Below are 25,774 nucleotides of genomic sequence, written 5' to 3'. Positions count from 1 at the left end.
TGTTCGGTGGGGATAGGATCGTTTCTTTCGTGAACCATCTTCCGTGATCCGAATGAAATCGAGGTGCCTGCCAAGTGGCAAACCCGGCCGTACCGGCATCCGAGGTGAATGCTGTTCTCTCCGAACTTCTTCGAACCCAGCTCCTTCCTGGTGTTCGAAAGGTCGCCGGCGGCTGCGAAGACCCGACGGTAGCCCGGGTGGGATTCATGGCGGTTCCGGACATCGGACCGTGGCTGCGGCACGGACAGTTGCTGATCACCACGCCGGAAACCCTCGCCAGGGTCACCGAAACCTTCAAAGCATTTGTCGGACGGTTGTCGACGCGAGGTGTTGCGGCACTTGCCGTCCAATTCGGCGCAGACGGGGACACTCTCGCGCCGGAGCTGGTCGACGCGGCCGAAAGCGCCGGCTTCCCGCTCCTGGTTTTTCACGGTGCGTGTGATCACCCTGCGGCGAGAGACCGTGAGCAGACGGAGTCGGCCCAGATCGACGCCATGTTCGGGGCCGAGCGCTTGCGACGGCTGCTGGTCGACGTCGTGATGGGCGGCGGCGGCCTCCCGCAATTGACCGAAGTCATCGCACGGGAGATGAAGGGCGCCGCCCTGATCACCACCTCGGACGGACGCGAGATCTGCCGCGCCGGGGACGCCGCGGAGCGCAAGCATCTGTCTGCCTGTCCCGCCGTCGATTCCACCGGTCGTCTGCGGACCGACACCGTCGAGGGCGGATTGGGTCTGCACGAGTTCGACGGTCAATTCATCGCGGTGTCCGCGATTTCCGCCAATCACATCGACCACGGGCGTCTCGCGTTGTTCACCGGTGAGCGCGTGATGACGAGTTACGACCAGTACCTGGTCGAGCGGGCCGCGTCGGTGTGTGCGTTGGTCATCACCCGCGAACAAGCCGTGGCGTCGGTGGAGGAACGCCATCGCGCCAACTTCGTTCACGACCTGCTCCTCGGTCGGGCCGGGGACCACGATCACGTTGTCTCCCATGCCAAGACATTCGGTTGGGACTTCGACCGCCCGCTGGTGATCGTCTCGATCGAGCCTGACCCGATCGACGAACCGGCCTCTGCGGCGCCCGCTCGGCTGCCTGTTGTCGATCGCCAGGCGATGGCGTTCTCCGGGGCGATCGCCCACCGCGATCCCGGTGCGGCGGTGACCGCGCTGACGGGCGAGACGGTGATCGTCATGGGCGTCGGCACCGACACGATGGCATTGGTGCGGGACCTCGTCACGGTCGTTCGCGGTGAAGGTGGCGGCGGGAGAAGGCCGTTCAGTGTCGGGGTGTCCCGGCCGACAGCGGCGATCGACGCAGTCCCCGCGCTCTACAGTCAGGCGCGCACCGCACTGACCGTCGGGCGACGGATCTCCGGTCCGTGGACGGTGACTCAGTTCGACGATCTCGGTGTGTACAGACTGCTCAGTCTGGTCGAGGACGAAAACGAGCTGGAGACGTTCGCGCGGGAGACACTGCGGGAACTGACGGAGGAAACTGCCGAAGCGCAGGACATGCGCAAGACATTGGAAGTCTTGCTCGCGACCAACATCAACATCGCCGAGACAGCGCGCAAGCTCCACTTCCATTACAACACACTGCGTTACAGGGTCGTTAAGCTGGAGAAAATGCTGGGACCCTTCACGGCGCAACCCGAGCTACGGCTGGATCTGTCTCTAGCACTGAAGATAACCGCGATGCGCGGCATCAATCACTAATATTGCCAATCCGAGTCCGTGGGTTCTGGCAGATTGTCATCACGTCGATACCCCTGCGCTGTAATAGCGTTTCACTCCAGTCACGGTGTTTTGTGAGCTGGAGCACACTCAGCGTTCGGACACCTTCCTCTGCACGAAAGGTCCCATCATGCCGATTTGGACGTTGCACGGAGATGGAAAGAACATCAAACCGGGTGAAGTGGTCGCTCCCGGCGAGCGGCTCAGCTGGGGAAGAACCATCGGGCTGGGCAGCCAGCACGTGGTGTCGATGTTCGGCGCGACGTTCGTCTTCCCGATCATCATGGGGCTCAATCCTCAACTTGCCGTGATGATGTCGGGTTTCTGTACGCTCTTCTTCCTGCTGGTGGTCAAGGGACGCATTCCCAGCTACCTCGGAACGTCGGCGGCCTTTGTCGGTGGTATCGCCGCCATTCGCGCCCAGGGCGGAACGTCCGCCGAGGTGACCGGCGCGATCCTGGTGTCCGGACTCGTCCTGGCGGCCATCGGTATCGCGATCCACTTCCTCGGTGGCCGGGTCGTATTCAAGGTTCTTCCCCCGGTGGTGACCGGCGCGGTGGTGATGCTGATCGGATTCAACCTGGCACCCGTCGTCGCGGGGCTGTACTGGCCGCAGGACCAGTGGGTGGCCCTGATCGTCATGGTGGCCCTGATCGTCATGAGTATCGCGTTACGCGGCTTCATGGCGCGCATCGCCATCTTCCTGGCGCTGATCTTCGGCTACGTCCTCTCCTGGATCCTCGACCGGGTCTCGGGGACGATCACCTCCTACGACGCAGGCACCGGTCAGATCACCGAGCACTTCCGCGTCAACTGGGATTCGGTGCAGTCGGCGTCGTGGTTCGGGCTTCCTCCGTTCTCGGACGAGGCCAACGGAATCGTCGGCATCCACGCTCCGTCGTTCAGCCTCACGTTCATCATCCTGGTCCTTCCGGGTGTCATCGCGTTGATCGCGGAGAACGCGGGCCACGTCAAGGCCGTGGCCGAGATGACCGGGGACGACCTCGACCCGTACATGGGACGTGCGCTCGCCGGTGACGGTTTCGCCACCGCTATCGCCAGCAGCGTCGGCGGTTCGCCCACCACGACGTACGCCGAGAACATCGGTGTCATGGCAGCGACCCGTGTGTACTCCACCGCCGCCTACGCGGTTGCCGGCATCGTCGCCATGATGCTCGGCTTCTCCCCCAAGTTCGGTGCCGTCATCTCGGCGACGCCCGGCGGTGTTCTCGGCGGAATCACCGTGGTGCTCTACGGCATGATCGGTCTGCTCGGCGCCAAGATCTGGAAGGAGAACGGCGTCGACTTCGGCAATCCGCTCAACCTCATGCCGATCGCGGCCGGCCTCATCATCGGTATCGGCGACACGGCTCTGAAGTTCAGTGACACGTTCTCGCTCAGCGGCATCGCGCTCGGCACCATCGTCGTGATCGGGATGTACCACCTGTGCCAGTTCATCGGTTCGAAGAACCCGGAACTGAATGCGAAGAATCCGGAACCGAACAAGCCGGATTCGAAGACTCCCGGCGGCGATCGGGAGGAACCCGCCAAGCAACTCACGTGACGCTTGGCTGAGTGTGCTCGATCGACGAAGGCCGGACATCCTCCGCGGAGGATGTCCGGCCTTTCCGGTGTTCTGGGTACCGATCGATCAGACGGAGGTACTGGCTTCGACCAGGCCGATACGGTCGATGCGTTCGGTGCGGGTGTTGAGCCGTTCAGTCGCATCGGTAGCACTGAGCACGCTCAGCTCGTAGTGCAGTACCGCTCCGACGCGAGTGCAGAAGGCGGCGGATTCGTCCGCGGCATCGGGAAATTCGGGGATGACCCGATCGACGATGCCGCCCGCGAGCAGATCGAAGGACCTGATCCCTTGACTGGCTGCCATGTCCGGCGCGTGCGTGACGTCGTGGAACATGATCGCGCTCGCACCTTCGGGAGGTAAGGGCGAGAGCCAACCGTGGCGGGCCGCCAGCACTCGATCGGCCGGAATCAGTGCCAGGGCGCCGCCGCCCGTGCCCTGCCCGAGCAGGAGGGAAATGGTGGGGACCTCGAGTGAAATCATGTCGGCTATGCACCGAGCGATCTCGCCCGCCAGTCCGCCTTCTTCGGCCTCCTTCGACAGTGCCGCGCCCGCTGTGTCGATGATCGTCACCAGCGGCAGGTCGAGTTCTGCGGCCAACCGCATACCTCGCCGAGCCTCCCGCAGAGCGCCGGGGCCGAGTGGGGAGTGAGCAGTCTGTCCGCGCCGGTCCTGTCCGAGAAGGACGCAGGGCATGTCGCCGAAGCGAACGAGCGCGAGCATGATGCCGGGATCGTTCTCGCCCTGGCCGGTTCCGTTGAGCGGGAGCATGTCCGAGGCGGAATTGAGCAACACTTCCCGTATCCCCGGTCGGTCTTCGCGCCGGGATGCGACGACGGATTCCCACGCCGACGTATCGGGTGCGCAATCGTACGAGCACGGGTCACTGGGCAATAAGTACCCACGATGCGCCCCGGTGATGATGCGCAATGCGCGTTCGACGATTTCGGCGAGCTGGTCTGGCGGCCTCACTGCATCGATGAGTCCGTGCTCGTGAAGGTTCTCCGCTGTCTGGACACCGGCGGGGAAAGGTGAGTTGTACAAGGCCTCGAACACTCGAGGGCCGAGGAATCCGACGAGGGCCCCCGGTTCCGCGATCGTCACGTGACCGAGTGATCCCCAGGACGCGAATACGCCTCCGGTGGTGGGGTTTCGGAGATAGACGATGTAGGGCAGGTGCGCTTCTTTGTGCTTGATGAGCGCCGCGGTGATCTTGACCATCTGCAAAAACGCCGTCGTCCCCTCCTGCATACGCGTTCCCCCGGACGTGGGAAGCGCAAGAAGGGGCAGCTGCTCTTGGGTGGCTCGACGGATGGCGACGACGAGGCGTTCTCCCGCCGCCACGCCGATCGAACCACCGAGAAAACCGAACTCGCAGACGATGATTGCCACACGGCGGCCTCGGACGGAGGCGCTTCCGGTCAGGACGGACTCGTCGAGCCCGGTCTTCTCCTGGGCCCGCAGAAGTGCTTCGGCGTAGTCGGAGTCGGTCGCGACGGGAATCGGAGGGGTATCCCACGATTCCCAGGTGCCGGCATCGATCACCAGGTCGAGCAAGTCGCGAGCCGTCAGGCGGTTCATCGGGTGAATCCTTGTAGCCACGACATGATTTCGTCAGTGTCTTCACCGAGAACCGGAGGTGCAGTGTGGCGGGTCTCCGTCACCTCGGTTCCGTCCGGATCGAAAAATCGTAGCGGTGGACCGGGCAGTGTGATGTTTCCGAGCGTGCTGTGGTCGACGTCGACGAGCAATCCCTGTGATCGGGTCTGCTCCCATTCGTACACTTCGGAGATCGTCCGAACCCGTCCTGCCGGTACTCCGATGCGGTCGAGTTCGGTCAGAAGCTCGTCACGCGAGTACGGCTTGAAGGTACGTTCGATCAATTCGACGACCTGGAAATGATTTTCGACGCGTTCGGCGTTTGTTGCCATACCCGGGGCGTCAGGGTCGAGGTCGAATCCTTCGCAGAATCTTCTCCACAGGCTTTCGCTGCCGACCGAGATCTGTACTGCGCCATCGCCGGTACGAAAGAGTCCGTACGGTGCGATGGAGGGATGGTGGTTGCCCTGCGCTGTGCCTACCTCACCGGCGACGGTCCACTTCGTTCCTTGAAACGCGTGAACACCGACCACGCTGGCCAAGAGCGACGTTCGGACAACGCGGCCTTTCCCCGTCTGTTCGCGTTCCTTCAAAGCCGCGACGACACCGAACGCCCCGTACATTCCGGCGAGAAGATCGGCGATCGGAACTCCGACTCGTTGAACGTCGTCCGGACTCGAGCCGGTCAGCGACATGAGTCCGGCTTCCCCCTGGGCGATCTGGTCGTAGCCGGCGCGACCGCCTTCCGGGCCGTCGTGGCCGAAACCGCTGATGGACAGAACGATCAGTCGAGGATTGAGTTCGGCCAGCCGCTCGGTCGAGAATCCGAGTCGATCGAGAACTCCGGTGCGGAAGTTCTCCATGAGAACATCGGCGCGGCAGACGAGATCTTCGAGGGTCGCGCGCCCACTGTCGGATTTCAGATCGAGCGTGATCGACTTCTTGTTCCGGTTCGTGGACAGAAAATACGTCGATTCCCGTTGCGTGTTCGGTGGTTCCAACGTGGGCTCCACAAAAGGCGGCCCCCACCCACGGGTGTCGTCGCCGCCGTGAGGTGATTCGACCTTGATCACGTCGGCACCCAGATCGCCGAGCATCATTGCCGCGTGAGGACCCGCGAGTGCGCGCGTGAGGTCGACGACTATCACGTCGTGTAACGGACCACTACGAGCACTTGTGTTGTGAGGCTTCGAAGTCGAGTTCATGTCGCACCGCCGTGTTCTGGTGTAATTGGCTGAGCCAGTTGGTGGTTGAGGCCTCCGTAGTTCGGTCGACTCCGGTCCGCTGGACCGAGAAACCGGCCAGGGCCACTGAAGGAGGTATGTGCGGCCCGTCTTTCGAACCGTAAGCGGGCACCGGTGAACGGCACATGGGTAACCTTGCCGACGACGGGTGTCAGTGGTGGGTAAGAAGTGACGAACGCTCACCGGGCGGCGCGATTGCGGTTGTATCGAACCGTTATCGGGACGTTCTGTCAGCTCATATCGTGCGAAGTCATGACATTTCGTGCATCTTCATGACCTGCAGGGCGAGTGAGACGTTCAATCGAAGGACGGGGTCGTCGGTGAACGATCCGACGACGCTCTCCAGCTTTCCGATTCTGTATCGCAAAGTGTTGTAGTGCATGTGCAGCGCCCGGGAGGCCTCGGCGACATTGCAATTGCAGTCGAGCAGGGTCTGGAGTGTCAGACGCAGGTCAGCGGCTTCGGCGTTGTCCGCCGACAAGGACTTCAGAACGTCATCGGTGAACGAACGCAGTTCGCTCTTGTCCGTCTGGAGCGAGAGGAGTCGGTGTACACCGAGTTCGTCGAAGTGTGCGATCTGCCCCGGCCCGTTGATACGTCGGCCGACGACCACGGCTGTACAGGCTTGGTCGTAGGCCGCGGGTAGATCGGCCAGGGAGTAGATCACCCGGCTCACTCCCGTGCTGAAGGATCGGCGGCCGCTGGTGCGATCGCCGGCAACCTTGCGCACCAACCCTTCGATGTCCCGAACCGCACGGTCGGTGCTGGTCGGGAAAAGCGTGACCACCTCGTGTCGAAACCCGACGGACGGCGCCGTCCGCTCGTGTGTTCGTACCACTTGTTGCCAGCCGTCGCTGAGTCGATCTTGGTCCGTGCGAGTGGAATTCGCGTGCTGGGATTCCGGGTGATCGACGTCGAGTTCTGCAACCACAACGGCAAGTGGACGAGTGACATCCCACCCCAACTGGGTGAAGTGCGCGCTCACTTCCGCAGGCGAGCCGGCTTCGCCTATCAGTGCGTCGCGGAGGAAGTCGCCGCGGAACTTGGATTCCACTGCCGCAACTGCCAGCTGTTTGGTGACGGCCAGCGCGGCAACGGTGGCCGCTCGCTCCAGCGCTTGAACGACAACTGCGCCGAGTTCGTGGGTGCCGGCGTACGCCACCATCCGGCCGTGGTCGGTGCCGCCGGCCACCACTCGGGTGAGCGCCAACTGGCCGGGAAATCCCTTGGGCGCGTTCTGTAAACCGACGGCGACCCGCTCGGTCAGGAACCGACCGGTGCTTTCGAACAACGGAAGCGCATTCAGCGCGGCTGAATCCCCGGCCTCGGTCAATACCCTTCCGTCCGGCGAGCAGATCAGAACGCTGACGTCGAAAAGCGCGGCGAATTCTGCGGCAATCTGAGGTAGATCGCCACCTTCCAAGACGATCGACGTCAACGAGCGGTGAAGTCGATCGGCAATATCGAGTGCCGCGGACTGCTTCGCCACCAACTTGGTGAAGACCTCCGAGATCACCTCGTCGAATCCCGCGGTGACGGGAAGAACCAACAGCGGAAGCCCTCGCTGCTCTGCCATGTGCAGCATCGCCTCGGGCAGCTCGTCGAGATAACGGCCCGTTTTCACGGCAAGTGCCGCGACTCCTCGACGTGCAAGACCGTCGACGAGGTCACTGAGATCTGTGTCGTCGAGAAGCTCGCCGGTTCGCCCGTAGCGCAGCGGGAACCCGGTTGTCACCAACAACTCGTTCGGCTTCACCCAAGCGAGGATGTCCGGTACTTCCATCACGTTCACCGATTGAACGAGGTGGCGTAAGCCCCCGTGCCCGGCAAGGACTTCGGCTCCACGCAGACTGGGCAGCTCGAGGACATCCCGAACTGTGAGTCTGTAGTCGCCACCTTCTGGCAAATGTTGAAGCTCTTCGCTCGAATATTTGGCAGATCTATCCATGTCGCGAGACTACGCTCGATCACGCGACGAACATTGTCAACAGTTGACGAAAATAGCCTCTCGGAATGAGCGGTTCTCCGTATGTCTGCCAACTACCGCGGCCCGAATTGGCGATCGCCCGCGTCTCCGAGTCCAGGTATCAGGAAAGCATTTTCGTTCAGGCCGTCGTCGATGCTCGCTGTGAGGAGCCGGACCGGATGTCCGGAGTTCTTCAGTGCTTCGATCCCCTCCGGAGCCACGACGACACATATTGCAGTCACATCGGTGGCTCCGCGTGCAATGAGCAGATCGATTGTGCGGACGATGGATCCACCGGTCGCCAACATCGGATCGAGGACGTAGACGGGGGTGCTCGACAGATCAGCAGGCAGGGACTCCAGATACGGAACCGGCTGGTGTGTCTTCTCGTCTCGTGCCATTCCCACGAAACCGACGCCTGCCTGCGGAATGAGGGCACTCGCCTGTTCGACCATGCCGAGGCCCGCTCGCAAGACCGGGACCAGGAGCGGTGGATTCGCCAGCCGCACACCCAGCGTCGGAGCAACTGGCGTCTCGATGTCGAACTGTTCCAGTTCTGCGCCGCGCATGGCCTCGTAGACCAACATATGGGTCAGTCTGCGCAAGGCGGACCGGAACGTTGCGTTGTCGCTGCGAGCGTCGCGCATGGTCGTGAGCAGCGATGCCGCCAGCGGATGGTCGACAACAGTGGTGTCCATGGTCGAATCGTAAGTGAGAACCGATGGGGCGGCGCACAACCGGTGATTCGGAGTCGAAATAACCAATCGCGGTTTTCGTTTGGGCAAGTATTGACGATGCCGATGGGTTCGAGTCGTCATAGCGTGGTCGACACGGCAGTTCCGAACCGCTCGGCTGGACTGAGCGCCCGGAGCTGTCAAGGCCCAATTTTGCCTCCACGATTCCCTATACAAGGAGATGCCAATGCCCGAAGCAATCGAGGTCCGTAAGGTTCCGCTACACAGCGTCTCCGACGCCAGTGAGCTCGCCAAGCTGATCGACGACGGTGTCCTCGAGGCCGACCGCGTCATTGCAGTCATCGGCAAAACCGAGGGTAACGGCGGCGTCAACGACTACACGCGCATCATCGCGGACCGAGCGTTCCGAGAGGTTCTCTCCGCCAAGGGTAATCGCAGCCCCGAAGAAGTGGCGGAGGTGCCGATCGTCTGGTCCGGCGGCACGGACGGCGTGATCAGCCCGCACGCGACGATCTTCGCGACCGTGCCGGCAGACAAGGTCACCAAGACCGACGAGCCGCGACTGACCGTGGGTGTCGCCATGAGTGAGCAACTGCTGCCCGAGGACATCGGCCGTACGGCCATGATCACCAAAGTTGCTGCGGCAGTGAAAGACGCGATGGCCAATGCCGGCATCACCGATCCCGCCGACGTGCACTACGTACAGACCAAGACTCCGTTGCTGACAATTCACACCATCCGTGACGCCAAGAGCCGCGGCAAGACTGTGTGGACCGAACAGACTCATGAGTCGATGGACCTGTCCAACGGCGGAACGGCTCTGGGGATCGCGGTTGCGCTCGGCGAAATCGACATGCCGACCGACGAGGATGTCATGCACAGCCGCGAACTCTTCTCCTCTGTCGCATCCTGCTCGTCCGGCGTCGAGTTGGACCGCGCGCAGATCGTCGTCGTCGGTAACGCACGCGGCGTCGGCGGACGCTACCGGATCGGCCACAGCGTGATGAAGGATCCGCTCGACCAGGACGGCATCTGGGCGGCGATCCGTGACGCCGGACTCGAACTTCCGGAGCGGCCGCACTCGAGCGACCTGGACGGTCAACTCGTCAACGTGTTCTTGAAGTGCGAGGCCAGTCAGGACGGAACGGTCCGTGGCCGTCGTAATGCGATGCTCGACGACTCCGACGTGCACTGGCACCGCCAGATCAAGTCGTGTGTCGGCGGAGTCACGGCAGCTGTCACCGGCGATCCGGCAGTGTTCGTCTCGGTATCGGCAGCGCACCAGGGTCCCGAGGGCGGCGGCCCAGTCGCTGCCATCGTCGATCTCGGTCAGTAGTAGGCAAGAACCTCGCTGGAAACCTCGACAGTCGCGCCGCCACCGGCAATTCGTCCTCGAATCAGTTGCCGGTGTCGGCGAGTCCGCCGCGGCGTACCCCACTTCACTGCTTGAAAGGATTCACGATGGTTCATGCTGCTGACCCTGTCGACGAGAGCGTTTCCGGTGCGCCCGAGAATCGCGAACTCGTCATGGCCGATGCGGTCACGCTCAGTGGTCTGATACGCAGGCGTGAAGTGTCGTGTGTCGAGGTGATGGACAGCTTCCTCGATCAGATCGAATTACATAACCCGGCGGTGAACGCGATCGTCGCATTGCGGGATCGGGAAGCGTTGACGGCGGAGGCGCGCGAGCGTGATTCGCAGTTGGCGAGTGGGGAGTATCTCGGTTGGATGCACGGGTTTCCGCATGCGGTGAAGGATCTTTCGGCAGCCAAGGGTCTGCCGTTCACGTCCGGGTCGCCGATGTTCGCGGACCGAATCGCCGAAGATGACGAACTGTTCGTCAAGCGGATCAGGTCTGCCGGTGCCATCGTGATCGGCAAGACGAACACACCGGAGTTCGGGCTCGGATCCCAGACGTACAACCCGGTGTGGGGTACGACGGTGTCGCCGTACGACAATTCGCGCACTGCCGGCGGTAGCAGCGGTGGCGCCGCAGCGTCGTTGGCGCTCCGCATGTTGCCGGTGGCTGATGGAAGCGATTACATGGGTTCGCTCCGAAACCCGTCGGCATTCAACAACGTTGTTGGGTTTCGACCATCCTGGGGTCGGATACCGGAGACGGGATTCATCGCTCAGGGCGCCGTTGTGGGCCCGATGGGCCGAACCGTCACCGACGTGGCTCACCTGCTTTCCACGATGGCGGGGCCGGATGCTCATGCACCGTTGGGGATTCGTGAGGATCCCGCGGTATTCACCGAAAGCCTCGCACGTGATCTGAAGGGCTCTCGGATCGCATGGGTCGGTGACTGGAACGGTTACCTGGCAACCGAACCTGGAGTTCTCGAGTTGTGCGAATCCTCGTTCGAGGTCTTCGAACAGTTGGGGTGCCGCGTCGAGGCGGCGCTTCCCGACTTCAAACCCGAGGACATCTGGCAACTGTTCTTGCGGTGGCGTTGGTGGGCACAGCTCGGCTTGATCGATCAGTACAACGATCCGAGCTTGCGCGAGTTGATGAAGCCCGAACTGTTGTGGGAACTCGAGCACGCGGTCACACTGTCGGCTCTCGACGTGACCAAGGCCGCGGAGGCCCGCAACGGCTGGCTGTCGGCCATTACCAAGATGTTCGAAACCTACGACTACATTCTTGCGCCCAGTGCCCAGGTGTTTCCTTTCGACAAGAACACTCACTGGCCCGAGACCGTCGACGGCCGATCGATGGACACGTATCACCGGTGGATGGAGACGGTTGTTCCCTGGACGATGGCCGGGGTTCCGGTTGCGGGGATGCCGGTCGGCTTCGACGATCGTTCGCTTCCCATGGGTATCCAGATCATCGGTCGGCACGGAGCCGACTTGGACGTACTCCAACTCGCCTACGCATTCGAGCAGGCAACCCAGTGGGTCGAGCGGGTTCTTCCGCCCGCACTCCGCGTGAACTGACCGATCTATTTCGAACGTATCCAGTTGGGAGAGAAAGACGATGGCTTCGGCATTGTGGCACGGGTTCGCGGACATGGGCGCTGTGGAGAAGAACGGCGCGTTTGTCGTCTCTCGCGGTGAGGGCGCGTACATCTGGGACCGCGAGGGCACTCGGTATCTGGATGCGACGGCGGGCCTGTGGTTCACCAATGTCGGGCACGGGCGCACCGAGATCGCGGATGCGGTGGCGGCTCAGTTGTCGAAGATCGCTCATTTCTCCAACTTCGGTGATTTCGTTCCCGAGACCACGCAGGTGTTGGCCGAGCGTCTGGCGGCCATCGCGCCGGTTGCCGGGAGCAAGATCTTCTTCACCTCGGGTGGTTCGGATTCGGTGGACACTGCGGCGAAGCTGGCTCGCCGGTACTGGCACGAGGTGGGGCAGCCGGAGAAGACGATCATCGTCGGACGCCAGAAGGCGTATCACGGAATGCACGTTGCGGGAACAGCTCTGGCGGGTATTCCGGTGAACCGTGAGGGGTACGGCGAGCTGATGGCGGATGCGGCGACCGTCGGCTGGGACGATGCGAAGAGCCTGCTCGAGTTGATCGAGAAGATCGGTGCGAACAAGATCGCGGCGTTCTTCGCGGAGCCGATCATCGGTGCGGGTGGGGTGTATCTTCCGCCGGAGGGGTATCTGGCGGAGGTGCGTGACATCTGCCGCGAGCACGACATTCTGTTTGTCGTCGACGAGGTGGTGACCGGTTTCGGCCGGATCGGTGGTGAGTGGTTCGCGTCCACTCGTTTCGATTTGCAGCCGGACATGATGACCACGGCAAAGGGTTTGACGTCGGGTTATGTTCCGATGGGTGCGGTGTTCATCGCGCCGCGGGTGGCGGAGCCGTTCTATGCCGGTTCGTGGTGGCGTCATGGGTACACCTACGGCGGGCATGCCGGTGCTGCTGCGGCGGCGATGGCGAACCTCGACATTCTCGAGCGTGAGAATCTGCTCGCGGAGTCGAAGCGTTTGGAGGCGTCGTTGCATACGCATCTGCAACCGCTGGCGGAGCATCCGCGGGTGGCGGAGGTTCGTAGTGGGCTCGGTGCGGTTGCTGCAGTGCAGTTGGCTGATCCGGCGGAGGCGTTGCCGTTCGTGAAGACGCTTCGTGAGCACGGTATTTCGGGTCGCGCGGCGGGTCAGGGTGCGATGCAGATTTCGCCGACGTTCGTCATGACCGATGATCAGGTCGCGGAGATGGCAGCGGGAATCCTCGCAGCCCTCGGGTAGGACTGTCGTTTTCCGTTGACAGACATCGTGTTACGGAATCATTAAGCCGAAGAAAATGTTTGGGCCCTTCGTGGCGTGGTCCTCATTTCGGTCGAAACTGCCTCCAGCACTGACGATGACCCCTGCCCGCATCATCTGCCACCATTGTTGCCAATCTCGGTGAGTGGGTTCTGGCAGATTGTCATCACGTCCAAATCTCGGTCCTGCATTAGCGTTTCACTCCAGACACGGTGTTTGTGAGCTGGGGCACAAAGCATTTCGAACACCTTCCTCCTTTGCGAAAGGTCTCGTCATGCCGATCTGGACGTTGCACGGAGACGGAAAGAACATCGGAGCCGGTGAAGTGGTCGCTCCCGGCGAGCGACTCAGTTGGGCGAGAACCATCGGGTTGGGCGGCCAGCATGTCGTGTCGATGTTCGGCGCGACGTTCGTCTTCCCGATCATCATGGGACTCAATCCTCAACTTGCCGTGATGATGTCGGGCTTTTGTACGCTCTTCTTCCTGCTGGTGGTCAAGGGGCACGTCCCCAGCTACCTCGGAACATCCGCAGCTTTTGTCGGTGGCGTTGCCGCCATTCGTGCCCAAGGTGGAACGACGGCCGAAGTGACCGGTGCGATTCTGGTGTCGGGGTTGGTTCTGGGATTCGTCGGCATCGCCATCCACTTTCTCGGCGGTGGCGTCATCAGTAAAGCGCTACCGCCGGTGGTCACCGGCGCTGTGGTGATGTTGATCGGCTTCAACCTGGCGCCTGTGGTCGCGGGGTTGTACTGGCCGCAGGATCAGTGGGTGGCACTGATCGTGATGGTTGCACTGATCGTGATGAGCGTTGCGCTACGCGGCTTCCTGGGACGTATCGCCATTCTCGTCGCGCTGGTTTTCGGCTACATCTTCTCGTGGGTCCTCGACCGGCTCTCCGGTCCGATCACGTCCGCCAGTGGTAGTGGCGCACCCACCGAGCACTTTCGTGTCAACTGGGATTCGGTGCACTCGGCGTCCTGGTTCGGGTTGCCGCCGTTCTCGGACGAAGCCAACGGGATCGTCGGTATTCATGCTCCCTCGTTCAGCCTCACGTTCATCGTTCTGGTGCTTCCCGGTGTCATCGCACTGGTCGCGGAAAACGCCGGACACGTCAAGGCGGTCGCCGAAATCACGGGCGACGACCTCGACCCGTACATCGGACGCGCCATTGCCGGTGACGGTTTTGCCACCGCCATCGCCAGCGCAGTAGGCGGCTCCCCTACGACGACTCATGCCGAGAACATCGGTGTCATGGCTGCCACGCGGGTGTACTCGACCGCCGCGTACGTGATTGCGGGTTTCATCGCGATCCTGCTCGGCTTCTCGCCCAAGTTCGGAGCAGTCATGGCGGCGACGCCCGGCGGCGTCCTGGGCGGAATTCTTGTGGTTCTGTTCGGCATGATCGGTCTGCTCGGCGCCAAGATCTGGAAAGAGAACGGCGTCGACTTCGGGAACCCGCTGAATCTGATGCCGATTGCCGCCGGTCTGATCATCGGTATCGGCGACACGGCGCTGAAGTTCAGTGACACGTTCTCGCTCGGAGGTATCGCGCTCGGCACCATCGTCTTGATCGCGATGTACCACCTCTGCCGGCTCGTGGGGTCCTGGAACCCTGAACTGAACAGGCCGAAGTCCGGGAGGCGGCCGGGCGCAACGCCGGGGGCGAATGCGTCAGATGACGAACTCGAAGAGCCCGTGGCGCAGCTCACGTGATGCCAAGTTGAATGTATGCCAGGTATGACCCGTGACCGTTGTCACATCTGCACAAAACGTGAAGTGACTCATAGAGGCAGGATTGAGTAATGAAACCGTCGCCGCTGACTTATCACCGACCGTCCTCGGTCGAGGACGCGTGCCGAATCCTCTCCGAGGTCTCTCACGAGGGGAAGGTGCTCGCCGGTGGGCAATCGCTTGTGCCGCTGCTGTCCATGCGCCTCGCCGCGCCCGCCCACATCGTCGACATCGGATCGATCCCGAACCTCGCTTCGGTGACCTCGTCCGAAGACGAAGGAGTGCGGTTCCAGGCCCTGGCCACGCACTCGGTGCTGGCGGCCGACGAAGGTGCTCGTCGAGTCCAGCCTCTGCTGAACCGTGCTCTGCAGTTGGTAGCGCACCCCACGATCCGTAACCGCGGGACGAGCGTCGGCTCCATCGTCCATGCCGATCCGTCGGCGGAGATGCCGGCAGTCCTGACGCTGCTCGGGGGCAGCGTGACCGTCCAGTCGGTGCGTGGCACCCGCGAGATCGCGTCGACGGATCTCTTCGCCGGCCCTCTCGAGTCGAGCCTGGAATCAGACGAGATCGCGGTGTCGGTGTCGGTGCCCGCCGCCGAACCCGGCGTGGGAACCGCCATCGACGAGATCGCGCGCCGTCACGGTGACTACGCACTGGTCGGTGTCGTCGCACGGATTCGCGTGGTCGACGGTCTGGTGGCCGAAGCGCACATGACGTACGTGTCCGCCGGAGAGCTGGGGCAGGTCGTGGACTACACGAACGTGCTGGCGGGGGCGTCCGCGACGGATCAGCGAGACCCGCGTTGGCGCACCCTCGGGGAATGCGCCCGCGCGCAGATAGATACCGAGGCAGACATTCACGGGACGGCGGCGTACCGCTCGCAGTTGGTGTCCGCGCTCACGGCGCGGGTCGGCTTCGCGGCGGCAACGGATGCTCTCAGTGAGAACGCAGTACTGGCAGGAAAGTGGTGACAATGTCCAAAAACGATCGCTCCATCGATGATCAACTTGCCGAGCTGGCAGCAGATACCGGTGAGCACCATGTAGCTGTCACGTTCACGCTCAACGAGGTGACGAACACCGTCGTTCTTCCCTCCCGCACTCTGGCTTCGGATGCCATTCGTCACCACCTCCGTAAGACGGGCACGCACGTGGGTTGTGAACACGGCGTGTGTGGTGCGTGCACCGTGCTGCTCGACGGAAAGCCTGTTCGATCCTGTCTCGTCCTCGCGGCCAGCCTCGAAGGTCGATCGATCACCACCGTCGAAGGCCTCGTCGAGCCGGACGGCACTTTGCATCCGGTTCAGCAGGCGTTCAAGGATTGTCACGGTCTGCAGTGCGGATTCTGCACTCCGGGATTCGTGACGACCATCGCGGCATTTCTCGAGGAGAACCCCAACCCCACGCGGGAGGAAGCTACCGACGCGATAGCGGGAAACCTCTGCCGTTGTACGGGGTACCAGAACATCAGGGCGTCGGTTTTGCGCGCAGCCGAGATCAAGCGTGAACGGGCCGGGCAGTTCCCGCTCGGAATCGACGACGCGTCCACTCGGGAGGCGTTGGATCGCAAGGTGCGGGGAACAACGAATCCTGTCGGAGGACGGGCGGGTAAGGCATGAGTACTCCGGTCAAACCAGCAAAGCGCAACGGGGCGAAGCACCCCGCTTCCGATCATTCGACGGCCGATCATTCGGTTGCCGACGACGGCAAGCTCTTCGGTAAACCGATTCCGCGCGAGGAAGATACGCGTCTGCTCAGCGGTCAGGGGCGATACCTCGACGATCTGGGCCACAACGCGCTGATCGCGGCATTCGTCAGGTCGCCGCACGCTCATGCGCGAATCATCGACATCGACATCGACCAGGCGCTGGAAGTGCCTGGTGTGCATGCCATCTACACCTACGAAGATCTCCTGGCCGACACGCCGGAAATGGCGGAGAACCTGCCACTGCTCATTCCGCATCCGGGAATCATCGCTCCGCGCAACGGGTATCCCCTCGCGAAGGACGAGGTGAAGCATGTCGGCGAAGCCATCGCCATGGTGGTCGCCGACAACCGGTACATCGCCGAGGACGCTTGCGCGAAGATCGACGTCACCTACGAGGCGCTGAAGCCTGTAGTGGGGATCGACGTCGCTCGCACCGCCGCGAACGCCGTCCACGCAGACGTTCCGGACAACGTCGCCGCTCACCTGCAGCACGGGTTCGGAGATCTGGATGACGAACTGGCCGCCGCGCCGCACCGACTGACGCTGGATCTCGAAATCGAGCGTTCGGCTTCCATGCCGATGGAGGGCAAGGGCGTCTACGCACGTTGGGACGGTGACGAGAACACCCTCACGTTCTGGACCTCCACCCAGACGTCCACGTCCGCCCGCGCCGCAATCGCCGCGCGATTGGGGATGGCGCTGAACAAGGTTCACTGCATCGCTCCTGACGTCGGCGGCGGATTCGGCGTCAAGATCGTTCACCCGTGGCCCGAAGAAGTCATGATCACGTGGGCCGCTCGACGCCTCGGCCAGGCCGGTATCTCCTGCGAGGTGAAGTGGGTCGAGGATCGCCGTGAGCACTTCATCTCGAGCGCACACGAGCGCGGGCAGATCCAGAAGGTCGACATCGGATTCGACGACGAGGGTCGTCTGTTGGCGTTCGACTTCACGTTCTGGCACGACAACGGTGCCTACCTGCCGTACGGGATCATCGTCATGATCAACACTGCGACGCAGGTTCTCGGGCCGTACAAGCCGAAGTCGTTCCGGGTCAACGCCTATTCGCTGTACACCAACACCGTGATCGTGACCCCGTACCGCGGCGCCGGACGTCCGCAGGCCGTGTTCGCGATGGAGCGATCCATGGACGCCATCGCCAAGTACCTGAACAAGGACAAGATCGCGGTGCGGGAGGCGAACTTCATTCGCCCCGAGGACATGCCGTACGACTTCGGCCTGATGTTCCAGGACGGACGCCCGTTGATCTACGACACGGGCGACTACCAGGCGGGCATCGACAAGCTCAAGAAGCTCATCGACTGGGACGGATTTCCCGAGTACCAGAGGAAGGCTCGTGCCGAAGGTCGGTCGGTCGGCATCGGTATCGGCGCGTACGTCGAGGGAACCGGACCCGGACCCTACGAGGGTGCGCACGTCGTGGTCGAGACGTCCGGAAAGGTCAAGGCCGCAACAGGCTTGACGACGCAAGGCCAAGGCCATCAGACCGCGTTCGCCCAGATCGTCGCGGACGACCTCGGAGTGAAGGTCTCCGACGTCGAGATCGTCACGGGTGACACCCGCCGGTTCGGTTATGCCGTCGGCACTTTCGCCTCGCGTGGGGCGGTCATGTCGGGTTCGGCCTTCCACGTCGCAGCGCAGATGGTCGCGGAGAAGGCGAAGAAGATCGCGTCCGGAATCCTGGATCTGCCGGAAACCGAACTGGAACTCCGGGAAGGGCACGTGTGCAAGATCGGCACCGAAGCCGGAGTGGAGGGTACGTCCGTACCGCTGAGTGTTGTTGCCGTGCTGTCGAACCCGCTACGATATGCGTTCGACCGTGAGTCGAAGCTGGCCACCGGTTTCGCCAAGACCGACACGGACATGTCGAAGCCGCCGATTCCCGAGGGTGAGCAGCCCGGTCTGGAAGCAACCGGCTACTACTCGCCGCCCAGTTCCACCTTCGCTTCGGGAGTGCACGCGGCGATCGTCGAAACCGATCCCGTGACAGCCGAGATCACGGTCCGTCGTTACGTTGTCATCCACGACTGCGGAAACGTGATCAACCCCCGCATCGTCGAAGGTCAGGTCATGGGCGCCGTCGCGCAAGGTATCGGCGGCGCACTCTACGAGCGGATCGTCTACGACGAGCACGGGCAGATGCTCAACGCGTCGTACATGGACTTCTTGATGCCGTTCGTCACCGAGATGCCGGATTCGCTCGAGATGGATCACACCGTCACGCCGTCGGGACTCAACCCACTCGGAATGAAGGGTGCCGGTGAGGCGGGTGTGATCCCCACCAGCGCCGTCATCGCGGCTGCCATCGAGGACGCCGAAGGAATCTCGATCACGTCCATGCCCATTTCACCGTCCGAACTGTTCGAACTTCGACTCGCACACGCGGGTTCGTCATCAGAGGAGAATGCATGAGAATCGCCGGCACCGCGCAGCTGACGGCACCTCGCGAAGAGGTCTACGACAAGCTCCAGGACGGTCGTGTACTGGCCGCGACCATTCCCGGTGTGCAGTCGCTCGAGCAGCTCACGGACAATCACTACAAGCTCTCCATCATGGCGGGAGTTGCGTCGATCAAGGGCGTCTACGACGGCGAGGTTGTTCTGTCGCAACAGAATCGGCCCAATTCGTTTGTCATGACGGCTTCGGGGGCGGGTGCTCCCGGCACGGTGAAGGCGGACGTCACGGTCACCTTGACGGAGAACGAGGGTGGCACGCTGCTTTCGTATGACGCCGACGCCGTGGTCGGCGGGATGGTCGGCGGCGTCGGGCAGCGCATGATCACCGGTGTAGCCAAGAAGATGGCCGGGGTGTTCTTCAAGAGCATCGACGGCGTCATTGCCAACGGCATCCCCGAGAAGGTCACTGCCGCCGTGGCGGCGGCGGTACCGGCAGTGGCGGTCGAAGGCGCGCCGGTAGTTTCCGGAGCTGTCGCGGCACCGGCGGTTCTTCCGGCCGCCGCACCGACAGCGGGCAGCACAGATGCTCGCACGGTGATGGTCAGCGCCGTCGTCGGCGCAGCCATTGCTTTGTCAGGTGTTGCTATAGGCGGATTCCTGGCGCGTTCTGGTTGTCGCGAGTAGTTCACTCAGGTGTCAACAGCTGATTCACGATGAGGGAAACGCCCCGAACCGACCAGGTTCGGGGCGTTTTTCACGTCCGCGTAACCCACGGGGGCGCCGGCGAAGATCCGCTCGTGATCGTGCGCCGAACCTTGGTCCCCCGATTCGGCGAATTGTGACAAAGAATCCGCTCTTCCGAACCTGTGGAATAGCTCTACACGTCAGGTACGAGCCACTCACCGGCTAGGCCGCAACCGTCGATCGGTACCAGACGAGACAAGCCAAAGATCTCAGGAGGAAGCGTGGAACCCAGGAAGATTCGGGTCGGTATCGATACCGGCGGAACGTTCACCGACATCGTGGCAGTGGACGACGAAACCGGCGCCATCGTCACCACCAAGACCCCGTCCACCCCGGCGGACCCCGCCGAGGGCTTTCTCGCCGGTATCGAGAAGGTACTCGCCAAGCTCGGTGAGAGTGGCGACTCCATCGGTGCGGTCAGCCACGGCACGACCGTAGCGACGAACAAGCTGCTCGAAGGCAAGGTCGAGAACCTCGGCTTCATCACCACCGAGGGCTACGAGCACGTTCTCGAGATCGCTCGTCAGTCGGTGCCGGACGGTTACGGCAACTCGTACTTCTGGGTCAAGCCCGAACGCATCGTCCCCGCCGATCGTGTACGCACCGTCGGTGGACGCCTTTCCTTCGACGGCAGCGAGATTCGTCCGCTCGACGAAGAGAGCGTTCGCAGCGCAGCGCAGTTCTTCAAGGACCGCGGGATCCGGACCATCGGCGTCTGCCTCATGCACTCGTACGCCGATCCGACGCACGAGGAGCGCGTACGCGACATCCTCTTCGAAGTTTTCCCCGATGCGACGGTGAGCATCTCGAGCCAGGTGCTGCGTGAGTACCGCGAATACGAGCGGTCCATCACCACACTCGTGGACGCCGCGGTCAAGCCGAATATCCGCAACTACGTGAACAACATCGCGAATCGTCTGCGTGAGTTCTCGACCACCGACGGTGAACCCCGCGACATCCCGTTCTACGTCATGAAGTCCAACGGCGGTGTCCTGTCGGCCAAAGAGGTTGTTCACCAGCCTATTACGACAGTCCTGTCGGGACCGGCCGCCGGAGCCCTCGGTGCTGCGCTGATCGCCGACGCCGCCGGCGTCGAGCAGGTGTTGACCTGTGACGGCGGCGGAACGTCGACGGATGTCACCGTCGTGGTTCGCGGCGAGCCCGCGCTGACCACCGAAGGGCGAGTGGGCAACTACCCGTCGAAGATCCCGATGATCGACGTCGTGACCGTCGGCGCCGGTGGTGGGTCGATCGCGTGGATGACGCCGGAGCACACCCTCCGAGTCGGCCCTCAGTCGGCCGGCGCCGATCCCGGACCGTTGTGCTACGGCAAGGGCGGCAGCGAACCGACCATCACCGACGCGCACGTCCTGCTCGGTCGCATCCCACCCCATCTGCTCGGTGGCGAGATTCCTCTCGACACGGAATTGGCACGCAAGGGCCTCGAAGAGCTTGCAACACAGCTCAGTCTGGGCTTCGAGGAGTGCGCGGTCGGCGTCCTCGAGGTCTCGGCGTGGAACCAGGCCAACGCCCTGCGTCAGATCACCGTCAAGCGTGGCCTCGACGTTCGCGACTTCACCCTCGTGACGTTCGGCGGCTCCGGCTCGCTGCTCGCCTGCCGTCTCGTCGACATCCTGGGTCTGAAAGACGTTCTCGTCCCGCTCAATCCGGGTAACGTCTCCGCGTTCGGTCTGCTGACGGTCGATGTCCGCAACGACTACGTCCAGACGCATGTCAGTCGTCACGACCGGTTGAAGGCTGAAGACCTGCAGAGCCAGTTCGACGCGCTGGCCGGCGAAGCCGAGATTGCGCTTGCCGAAGAGGGTTTCGACGAGACGCAGCGCAAGTACTCTCGTACTGCGGATCTGCGCTACCTCGGTCAGGCATTCGAGGTGCGCGTCCCGGTGGCGGAAGGTACCGTCACGGCGCAGACCATGGACGACGCGGCCGAGGCGTTCCACCAGGCGCACCGCGAACTGTACGGCTACGACTTCCGGGGAGACCCGTCGCAGCACGTGGAATGGGTCAACCTGCGCGTGAGTGGCATCGGCCCGATCAAGCGTCCGACGCTCAAGGAGATCCCGGCCGGCACCGGCGCCGACACCGCTCGAACCGGTTCGCGTCAATCGTATTTCGACAGCTGGGTCGAAACGGCCACCTACGATCGCACACTGCTCGGTGCGGGTGACGTCATCGAAGGACCGGCCGTGATCGAGGAGTTCAGCTCGACTGTCCCGATCCATCCCGGATTCTCGGCACGTATCGACACCTTCGGGAACATTCGTATCTCGAAGTCTTCCGACTCGAACGGAGTGAAGTGATGACCGCCATTCTCGATGCTGCTGCTGCCACCGCGGCCAAGCCGTACCGACTCACCGCTACCGACGGCGCGTCACCTGATCCGATTCTGGTCGAGATCGTCGCCGGTTACCTCGCCAGCGTGGAAATGGAAGTCGAGACCTCCATTTCGCGCACCTCGCGTTCGCCGATGATCCGTGACGCTCACGACTTCCGCGCGGGTATTCACGACCGGAACCTCCGCAAGCTCACGGGCCGTTCGTATTCCGCACTGGTTCATCCGATCGCCCGGGACTTCCCACTCGAGACGATGAAGCCGGGAGACGTGTACTTCCACAACGACGTCTACCTGTCCGAAGGTGGCATCGGCCATCTCCCCGACCTCTGCGTCACGGTGCCTGTCTTCGCCCGCGTCACTCCCGATGCCGAGCCGAAGGTTGTTGCGTTCGTTCAGGCATTCGGTCACCACGACGACATCGGCGGTTGCTGCCCCGGCTCCATGCCGTCCGGCGCCACCACGGTGTACGAAGAGGGACTGATGGTTCCGCCGATCAAACTGTGGGACCAGGGAGTTCCCAACGAGGCGGCGCTGCGCATCATGACGCGTAACTCCCGCATGCCCGACGCTCTCGCAGCCGATCTCGACGCCGAGTGCTCGGCGTGCCTGATGGGTGCGCGCCGACTCACCGAACTGTTCGAGCGCTACGGCGTCGACACCGTCGAGTCGTGCTTCGACGCGATGATGGACGCGACCACCGAGACGTACCGCCGCGAGATCCTCAGCAAGATCCCGGTCGGTGAGTACACGTGGGAGGACTACGCCGAGCACGACGGCGTCGACGAACCGATGCTCCACATCCAGCGGATCACGCTCACGAAGACGCGGCCGGAGGACGAGGGCGGCGAGCGACTCATCCTGGACTTCAACGGAACCGGACCGCAGGCAAAGGGCCCGATCAACCACTGTGGTGACTACGCGGACGGAAACTTCCTCATCAAGTGGTTGGCCCCGATTCTGCGTAACCTCGCGGACACCCCGGAGCGCATGGCCGAACTGGATGTCAACGAGGGCGTCGTACCGCTGATCGAGATGAAGTTCCCCGAAAAGGGAACACTGATCACCCCGATCTTCCCTGCCCCCACCAACGCTCGCACGTTTGTCATCCTCCGTCTGCTCGGAGTGCTGGCCGGCGTCGTGGCCAAGGCTGTGGACGGCAACATGCCCGCCGATCAGGAGACCATCAGGTACACCGGTGTGTACGGTGAGGACTTCGAGGGTCACTCGTATCTCATGCGTGAGGTGCTCGGCGGAGGTTCCGGCGGACGCTACTACGCCGACGGCGAGGACACGATTCACGTCGTTCCCGATTCACGGAACCTGCCGACCGAATTCACCGAGAGCCGTTTTCCCTTCATCGTCGAAAAGCTCGGTCTGGCCATGGATTCGGGCGGAGCCGGACGTTACCGCGGCGGCTTGGGATACGAGAAGCACATCCGCATGCTCAAGGATGCTCACTTCATGTCCATCGCGGACCGTTCGATTCTCGCCTGCTGGGGAGTCAAGGGCGGCAAGGCCGGTCGGCCGTTCTCCGTCGTCCTGGATCCGGGTGGACCGAACGAGCGTGAGTTCGACGCGCTGACCGATGCCGAGCCGATCAAGGCCGGCGAGGTCGTACGGATTCGCACCACCGGTGGTGGCGGTTGGGGAGATCCACTGGAGCGCCCGACCGAAGAGGTCTTGCGAGACATTCAGTGGCGCAAGGTTTCCGTAGAGGGTGCACGCGACGACTACGGCGTTGTCGTTGTGATCGAGGGTGACGAGCCGACCGTCGACGAGGCTGCTACCACGGAGCTACGGGATCAGTTGCGCTCGGAACGCGGTGAGAACGAGCCCTTCTTCGATCGGGGTCCGGGCTACGCGCAGCTTTCGGGTGGCGCCACCTCAGCGGTCTACGACTACGTCTAGGACGGAAAACTCTCATGGAGAACGGAATTGCTCGCGGCGCCGACATCGCGGTGATCGGCGCCGCGGGTAAGACCGGTGAGGCCGTCGTCGCAGCACTGCCGCCGAGCGTGACAGTTCGGCGACTGGTGCGAAAGGCGCGTGTCGACGGGGACTTCGAGGTAGAACTGGAAACCGGAAGCGGACTGCGCAAGGCGCTCGCCGGGTGCCGAGGCGTGTACTTCATTGCCCCGAACGTCCATCCCGACGAGCCCGCACTGCTTCGCAATGCGCTGACGGCAGCGGCTTCGGCGGGAGTGGAGCACTTTGTCTATCACTCCGTCGCGTGGCCGTTCAGCCCGTCCATGCCGCATCACCTGGACAAAGCCAGGTGTGAGGACGAACTGCATCGTTCACCCTTGAAATGGACTGTGCTGCAACCGTGTGCGTACGCGCAGAATTTCGAGGCGGTACTCACTGGTCGGTCTGACACCATCGTCCTGCCGTACAGCGCGGAAACGAAGTTCTCGTTCGTGAGTTTGGCGGACGTGGCGGCTGTTGCCGCGGTCGTACTGAGCGAGGGCTCGGGTGAACATCACGGAGCGACGTACGAGGTGGGCGGCCCGCAAGCTCTGAGCGTCATGGAGGTGGCACAGATGGTGGAAAAGCAGACGTCACGGACCGTCGCGATAGATCAGATCAGCGTGGATCAATGGCGCGAACAGATCGGCAGCAGCCTTGACGTCAACGCCAGCTCGCGTCTGGCGGCGATGTTCGAGTTCTACAACCACCATGATTTTCTTGCCGGCAGCGCGGCCGTCGAACTGCTTCTGGGTCGCCGACCGATGGGCGTCGAGAGCCTGATTCGCTGAATCCGGCTACGAAATGCCTCCTGCCGCCCAGACCACCAGTGGGGGCAGGGCGGCCAGGATCAGGCAGACAGTTCCGTTGAGCCACTTGTGCTCCACCGTGACGGCGGCGAACTCGCGCAGAATGGCGCTCGGCAGGTAGTAACGGGCGGTGTGGGAACCGATGACTTCCGCATCCAGATCGAGGCTTCGGGCAAACGTCGCGGTTCGGAGGATGTGGAAGTTGCTGGTGACCAGAATCATTCGAGGCTTCGTGGTGTTGGCACGGAGAAGGTCTCTGGTGTACTCGAGGTTCTCGAGCGTGGTGGCCGAGCGGTCCTCGAGAATCACGCTCTCGCGCGGTATCCCGTGATCGACGAGGTAGACGCACATTGCCTCCGCCTCGCTGACCACCTCGTCCGAACCCTTCCCGCCGCTCACGACCAACAGTGGTGAACGTCCTTCGCGGACCTCGGCGCGAAAGACGTCGGCCGCCTTGTCCAGACGGCTGGCAAGCAGGGGTGTCACGTCGGCGCCCGAAAGCCCGGCGCCGTGAACCACTATTGCGTCCATCCCGGGCTGGTACTTCTGGCGTCCGTAGACGTAGGAGTAGAGCAGAAAGCTCGTGAACAGAAACCCCAGGTACGACGCGACCAGGCTGAACGAACCGAGAACGACTGCGAGCCAATATCTCTGCGTCAGCAGCGCTGATGCGAGCAACACGTAGGGAACGAGCAGGCCGAGTCCGGCGACGAGTGAGAGCAGATTCGCGACGCTGAATCCCTCGCGCCGCAGCATCGTGACCCCGTTGACGATCAGGAATCCTGCAAGCATGAGCACCAGCAACGGCGAGAGCAGAGCGATCGTCGCGATGACGAACGACGGGACCTCGGTGCCTGGCGCACCCGACTGCAACATCCACAGACCGGTGAAGATCAGTCCGAGAAGTAGGTAGACGCCGTTGCTCAGCCTCCGTCGATCCTGCCTGAACCGGTAGCCGCAGAATCCGAGCAGCGCGAGGCCGATGAGGAGAAGGATCACG

At 62.8% G+C, this 25,774-nt stretch carries 19 protein-coding genes; 13 read left to right on the top strand and 6 right to left on the bottom strand.

All coding sequences use genetic code 11. The features are described 5' to 3' along the window. Nucleotides 1-74: 74 nt before the first annotated feature. Together A0W34_RS28680 and A0W34_RS28675 are read left to right on the top strand one after the other, a co-directional pair. On the top strand, nucleotides 75-1,718 hold the full coding sequence (locus A0W34_RS28680) for a PucR family transcriptional regulator (RefSeq protein WP_007735212.1): 1,644 nt from the start codon (nucleotides 75-77) through the stop codon (nucleotides 1,716-1,718). Between the two features lie 148 nt (nucleotides 1,719-1,866). Further along, entirely contained in the window at nucleotides 1,867-3,300 is a 1,434-nt protein-coding gene (locus A0W34_RS28675) for a uracil-xanthine permease family protein (protein WP_003946008.1), read from the top strand. Nucleotides 3,301-3,387: 87 nt separating this feature from the next. On the opposite strand, the gene A0W34_RS28670 is transcribed toward A0W34_RS28675, so the two are convergent. The 4 genes from A0W34_RS28670 to upp form a co-directional block, all read right to left on the bottom strand. Further along, complete coding sequence (locus tag A0W34_RS28670) at nucleotides 3,388-4,899, bottom strand: carboxyl transferase domain-containing protein (RefSeq protein ID WP_081558689.1); 1,512 nt, start codon at nucleotides 4,897-4,899, stop codon at nucleotides 3,388-3,390. Next, on the bottom strand, nucleotides 4,896-6,122 hold the full coding sequence (locus A0W34_RS28665; protein ID WP_007735210.1) for a CaiB/BaiF CoA transferase family protein: 1,227 nt from the start codon (nucleotides 6,120-6,122) through the stop codon (nucleotides 4,896-4,898). The genes A0W34_RS28670 and A0W34_RS28665 overlap by 4 nt, the downstream gene beginning before the upstream one ends. Before the next feature lie 289 nt (nucleotides 6,123-6,411). Then, nucleotides 6,412-8,109, bottom strand: a complete 1,698-nt coding sequence (locus A0W34_RS28660) for a PucR family transcriptional regulator (protein ID WP_003946020.1) — start codon at nucleotides 8,107-8,109, stop codon at nucleotides 6,412-6,414. 92 nt (nucleotides 8,110-8,201) lie between these two features. Continuing rightward, complete coding sequence (gene upp / locus A0W34_RS28655) at nucleotides 8,202-8,825, bottom strand: uracil phosphoribosyltransferase (protein ID WP_007735207.1); 624 nt, start codon at nucleotides 8,823-8,825, stop codon at nucleotides 8,202-8,204. A 223-nt stretch (nucleotides 8,826-9,048) separates the two neighbouring features. Between upp and A0W34_RS28650 the strand changes: the two genes are divergently transcribed. Beyond that, nucleotides 9,049-10,158, top strand: a complete 1,110-nt coding sequence (locus A0W34_RS28650; protein WP_007735206.1) for a ring-opening amidohydrolase — start codon at nucleotides 9,049-9,051, stop codon at nucleotides 10,156-10,158. Here the strand turns inward: A0W34_RS28650 and A0W34_RS32865 are convergent. Beyond that, entirely contained in the window at nucleotides 10,152-10,292 is a 141-nt protein-coding gene (locus tag A0W34_RS32865; protein WP_155277953.1) for a hypothetical protein, read from the bottom strand. The genes A0W34_RS28650 and A0W34_RS32865 overlap by 7 nt on opposite strands. Here A0W34_RS32865 and A0W34_RS28645 point away from each other — a divergent pair. The 10 genes from A0W34_RS28645 to A0W34_RS28600 all read left to right on the top strand — a co-directional run bounded on the left by A0W34_RS28645 (nucleotide 10,284) and on the right by A0W34_RS28600 (nucleotide 24,756). Continuing rightward, nucleotides 10,284-11,762 (top strand): amidase, encoded by a 1,479-nt coding sequence (locus tag A0W34_RS28645; RefSeq protein ID WP_042926166.1) that lies wholly within the window; start codon nucleotides 10,284-10,286, stop codon nucleotides 11,760-11,762. The genes A0W34_RS32865 and A0W34_RS28645 overlap by 9 nt on opposite strands. Before the next feature lie 40 nt (nucleotides 11,763-11,802). Next, the gene (locus tag A0W34_RS28640; RefSeq protein ID WP_058039339.1) at nucleotides 11,803-13,026 is read left to right on the top strand and encodes an aminotransferase family protein; all 1,224 of its coding nucleotides are present in this window, start codon (nucleotides 11,803-11,805) and stop codon (nucleotides 13,024-13,026) included. A gap of 292 nt (nucleotides 13,027-13,318) precedes the next feature. After that, nucleotides 13,319-14,758, top strand: coding sequence for a uracil-xanthine permease family protein (locus A0W34_RS28635; protein ID WP_047271857.1), 1,440 nt, complete (start codon nucleotides 13,319-13,321; stop codon nucleotides 14,756-14,758). Between the two features lie 89 nt (nucleotides 14,759-14,847). Then, nucleotides 14,848-15,750, top strand: coding sequence for an FAD binding domain-containing protein (locus A0W34_RS28630; RefSeq protein ID WP_047271858.1), 903 nt, complete (start codon nucleotides 14,848-14,850; stop codon nucleotides 15,748-15,750). Between the two features lie 2 nt (nucleotides 15,751-15,752). After that, nucleotides 15,753-16,397, top strand: coding sequence for a (2Fe-2S)-binding protein (locus tag A0W34_RS28625; RefSeq protein ID WP_003946048.1), 645 nt, complete (start codon nucleotides 15,753-15,755; stop codon nucleotides 16,395-16,397). Further along, a complete protein-coding gene (gene cutA / locus A0W34_RS28620) occupies nucleotides 16,394-18,916 on the top strand; it encodes an aerobic carbon-monoxide dehydrogenase large subunit (RefSeq protein WP_081558688.1) in 2,523 nt (840 codons plus the stop codon). Before A0W34_RS28625 ends, cutA begins: the two co-directional genes overlap by 4 nt. Further along, nucleotides 18,913-19,584 (top strand): SRPBCC family protein, encoded by a 672-nt coding sequence (locus A0W34_RS28615; RefSeq protein WP_050656897.1) that lies wholly within the window; start codon nucleotides 18,913-18,915, stop codon nucleotides 19,582-19,584. The genes cutA and A0W34_RS28615 overlap by 4 nt, the downstream gene beginning before the upstream one ends. 281 nt (nucleotides 19,585-19,865) lie before the next feature. Further along, nucleotides 19,866-21,965 (top strand): hydantoinase/oxoprolinase family protein, encoded by a 2,100-nt coding sequence (locus A0W34_RS28610; protein ID WP_081558687.1) that lies wholly within the window; start codon nucleotides 19,866-19,868, stop codon nucleotides 21,963-21,965. Beyond that, nucleotides 21,965-23,908, top strand: a complete 1,944-nt coding sequence (locus tag A0W34_RS28605) for a hydantoinase B/oxoprolinase family protein (RefSeq protein ID WP_007735492.1) — start codon at nucleotides 21,965-21,967, stop codon at nucleotides 23,906-23,908. The genes A0W34_RS28610 and A0W34_RS28605 overlap by 1 nt, the downstream gene beginning before the upstream one ends. A 14-nt stretch (nucleotides 23,909-23,922) precedes the next feature. After that, nucleotides 23,923-24,756 (top strand): NmrA family NAD(P)-binding protein, encoded by an 834-nt coding sequence (locus tag A0W34_RS28600; RefSeq protein ID WP_030537953.1) that lies wholly within the window; start codon nucleotides 23,923-23,925, stop codon nucleotides 24,754-24,756. Between the two features lie 6 nt (nucleotides 24,757-24,762). On the opposite strand, the gene A0W34_RS28595 is transcribed toward A0W34_RS28600, so the two are convergent. Then, nucleotides 24,763-25,773, bottom strand: coding sequence for a YdcF family protein (locus A0W34_RS28595; RefSeq protein WP_081558686.1), 1,011 nt, complete (start codon nucleotides 25,771-25,773; stop codon nucleotides 24,763-24,765). Between the last annotated feature and the right edge of the window lies 1 nt (nucleotide 25,774).

Source organism: Rhodococcus sp. BH4, from assembly GCF_002079265.1.
Lineage (GTDB): Bacteria > Actinomycetota > Actinomycetes > Mycobacteriales > Mycobacteriaceae > Rhodococcus_F > Rhodococcus_F qingshengii.
Note: the sequence above shows the minus strand (reverse complement) of the source record. Positions and strands in the feature narration are given on the sequence as shown.

Coding starts and splice junctions, on each gene's coding strand:
- A0W34_RS28675 (WP_003946008.1), top strand. CDS start 1,867: ATGCCGATTTGGACGTTGCACGGAGATGGAAAGAACATCAAACCGGGT.
- A0W34_RS28670 (WP_081558689.1), bottom strand. CDS start 4,899: ATGAACCGCCTGACGGCTCGCGACTTGCTCGACCTGGTGATCGATGCC.
- A0W34_RS28665 (WP_007735210.1), bottom strand. CDS start 6,122: ATGAACTCGACTTCGAAGCCTCACAACACAAGTGCTCGTAGTGGTCCG.
- A0W34_RS28660 (WP_003946020.1), bottom strand. CDS start 8,109: ATGGATAGATCTGCCAAATATTCGAGCGAAGAGCTTCAACATTTGCCA.
- upp (WP_007735207.1), bottom strand. CDS start 8,825: ATGGACACCACTGTTGTCGACCATCCGCTGGCGGCATCGCTGCTCACG.
- A0W34_RS28650 (WP_007735206.1), top strand. CDS start 9,049: ATGCCCGAAGCAATCGAGGTCCGTAAGGTTCCGCTACACAGCGTCTCC.
- A0W34_RS28645 (WP_042926166.1), top strand. CDS start 10,284: ATGGTTCATGCTGCTGACCCTGTCGACGAGAGCGTTTCCGGTGCGCCC.
- A0W34_RS32865 (WP_155277953.1), bottom strand. CDS start 10,292: ATGAACCATCGTGAATCCTTTCAAGCAGTGAAGTGGGGTACGCCGCGG.
- A0W34_RS28640 (WP_058039339.1), top strand. CDS start 11,803: ATGGCTTCGGCATTGTGGCACGGGTTCGCGGACATGGGCGCTGTGGAG.
- A0W34_RS28635 (WP_047271857.1), top strand. CDS start 13,319: ATGCCGATCTGGACGTTGCACGGAGACGGAAAGAACATCGGAGCCGGT.
- A0W34_RS28630 (WP_047271858.1), top strand. CDS start 14,848: ATGAAACCGTCGCCGCTGACTTATCACCGACCGTCCTCGGTCGAGGAC.
- A0W34_RS28625 (WP_003946048.1), top strand. CDS start 15,753: ATGTCCAAAAACGATCGCTCCATCGATGATCAACTTGCCGAGCTGGCA.
- cutA (WP_081558688.1), top strand. CDS start 16,394: ATGAGTACTCCGGTCAAACCAGCAAAGCGCAACGGGGCGAAGCACCCC.
- A0W34_RS28615 (WP_050656897.1), top strand. CDS start 18,913: ATGAGAATCGCCGGCACCGCGCAGCTGACGGCACCTCGCGAAGAGGTC.
- A0W34_RS28605 (WP_007735492.1), top strand. CDS start 21,965: ATGACCGCCATTCTCGATGCTGCTGCTGCCACCGCGGCCAAGCCGTAC.
- A0W34_RS28600 (WP_030537953.1), top strand. CDS start 23,923: ATGGAGAACGGAATTGCTCGCGGCGCCGACATCGCGGTGATCGGCGCC.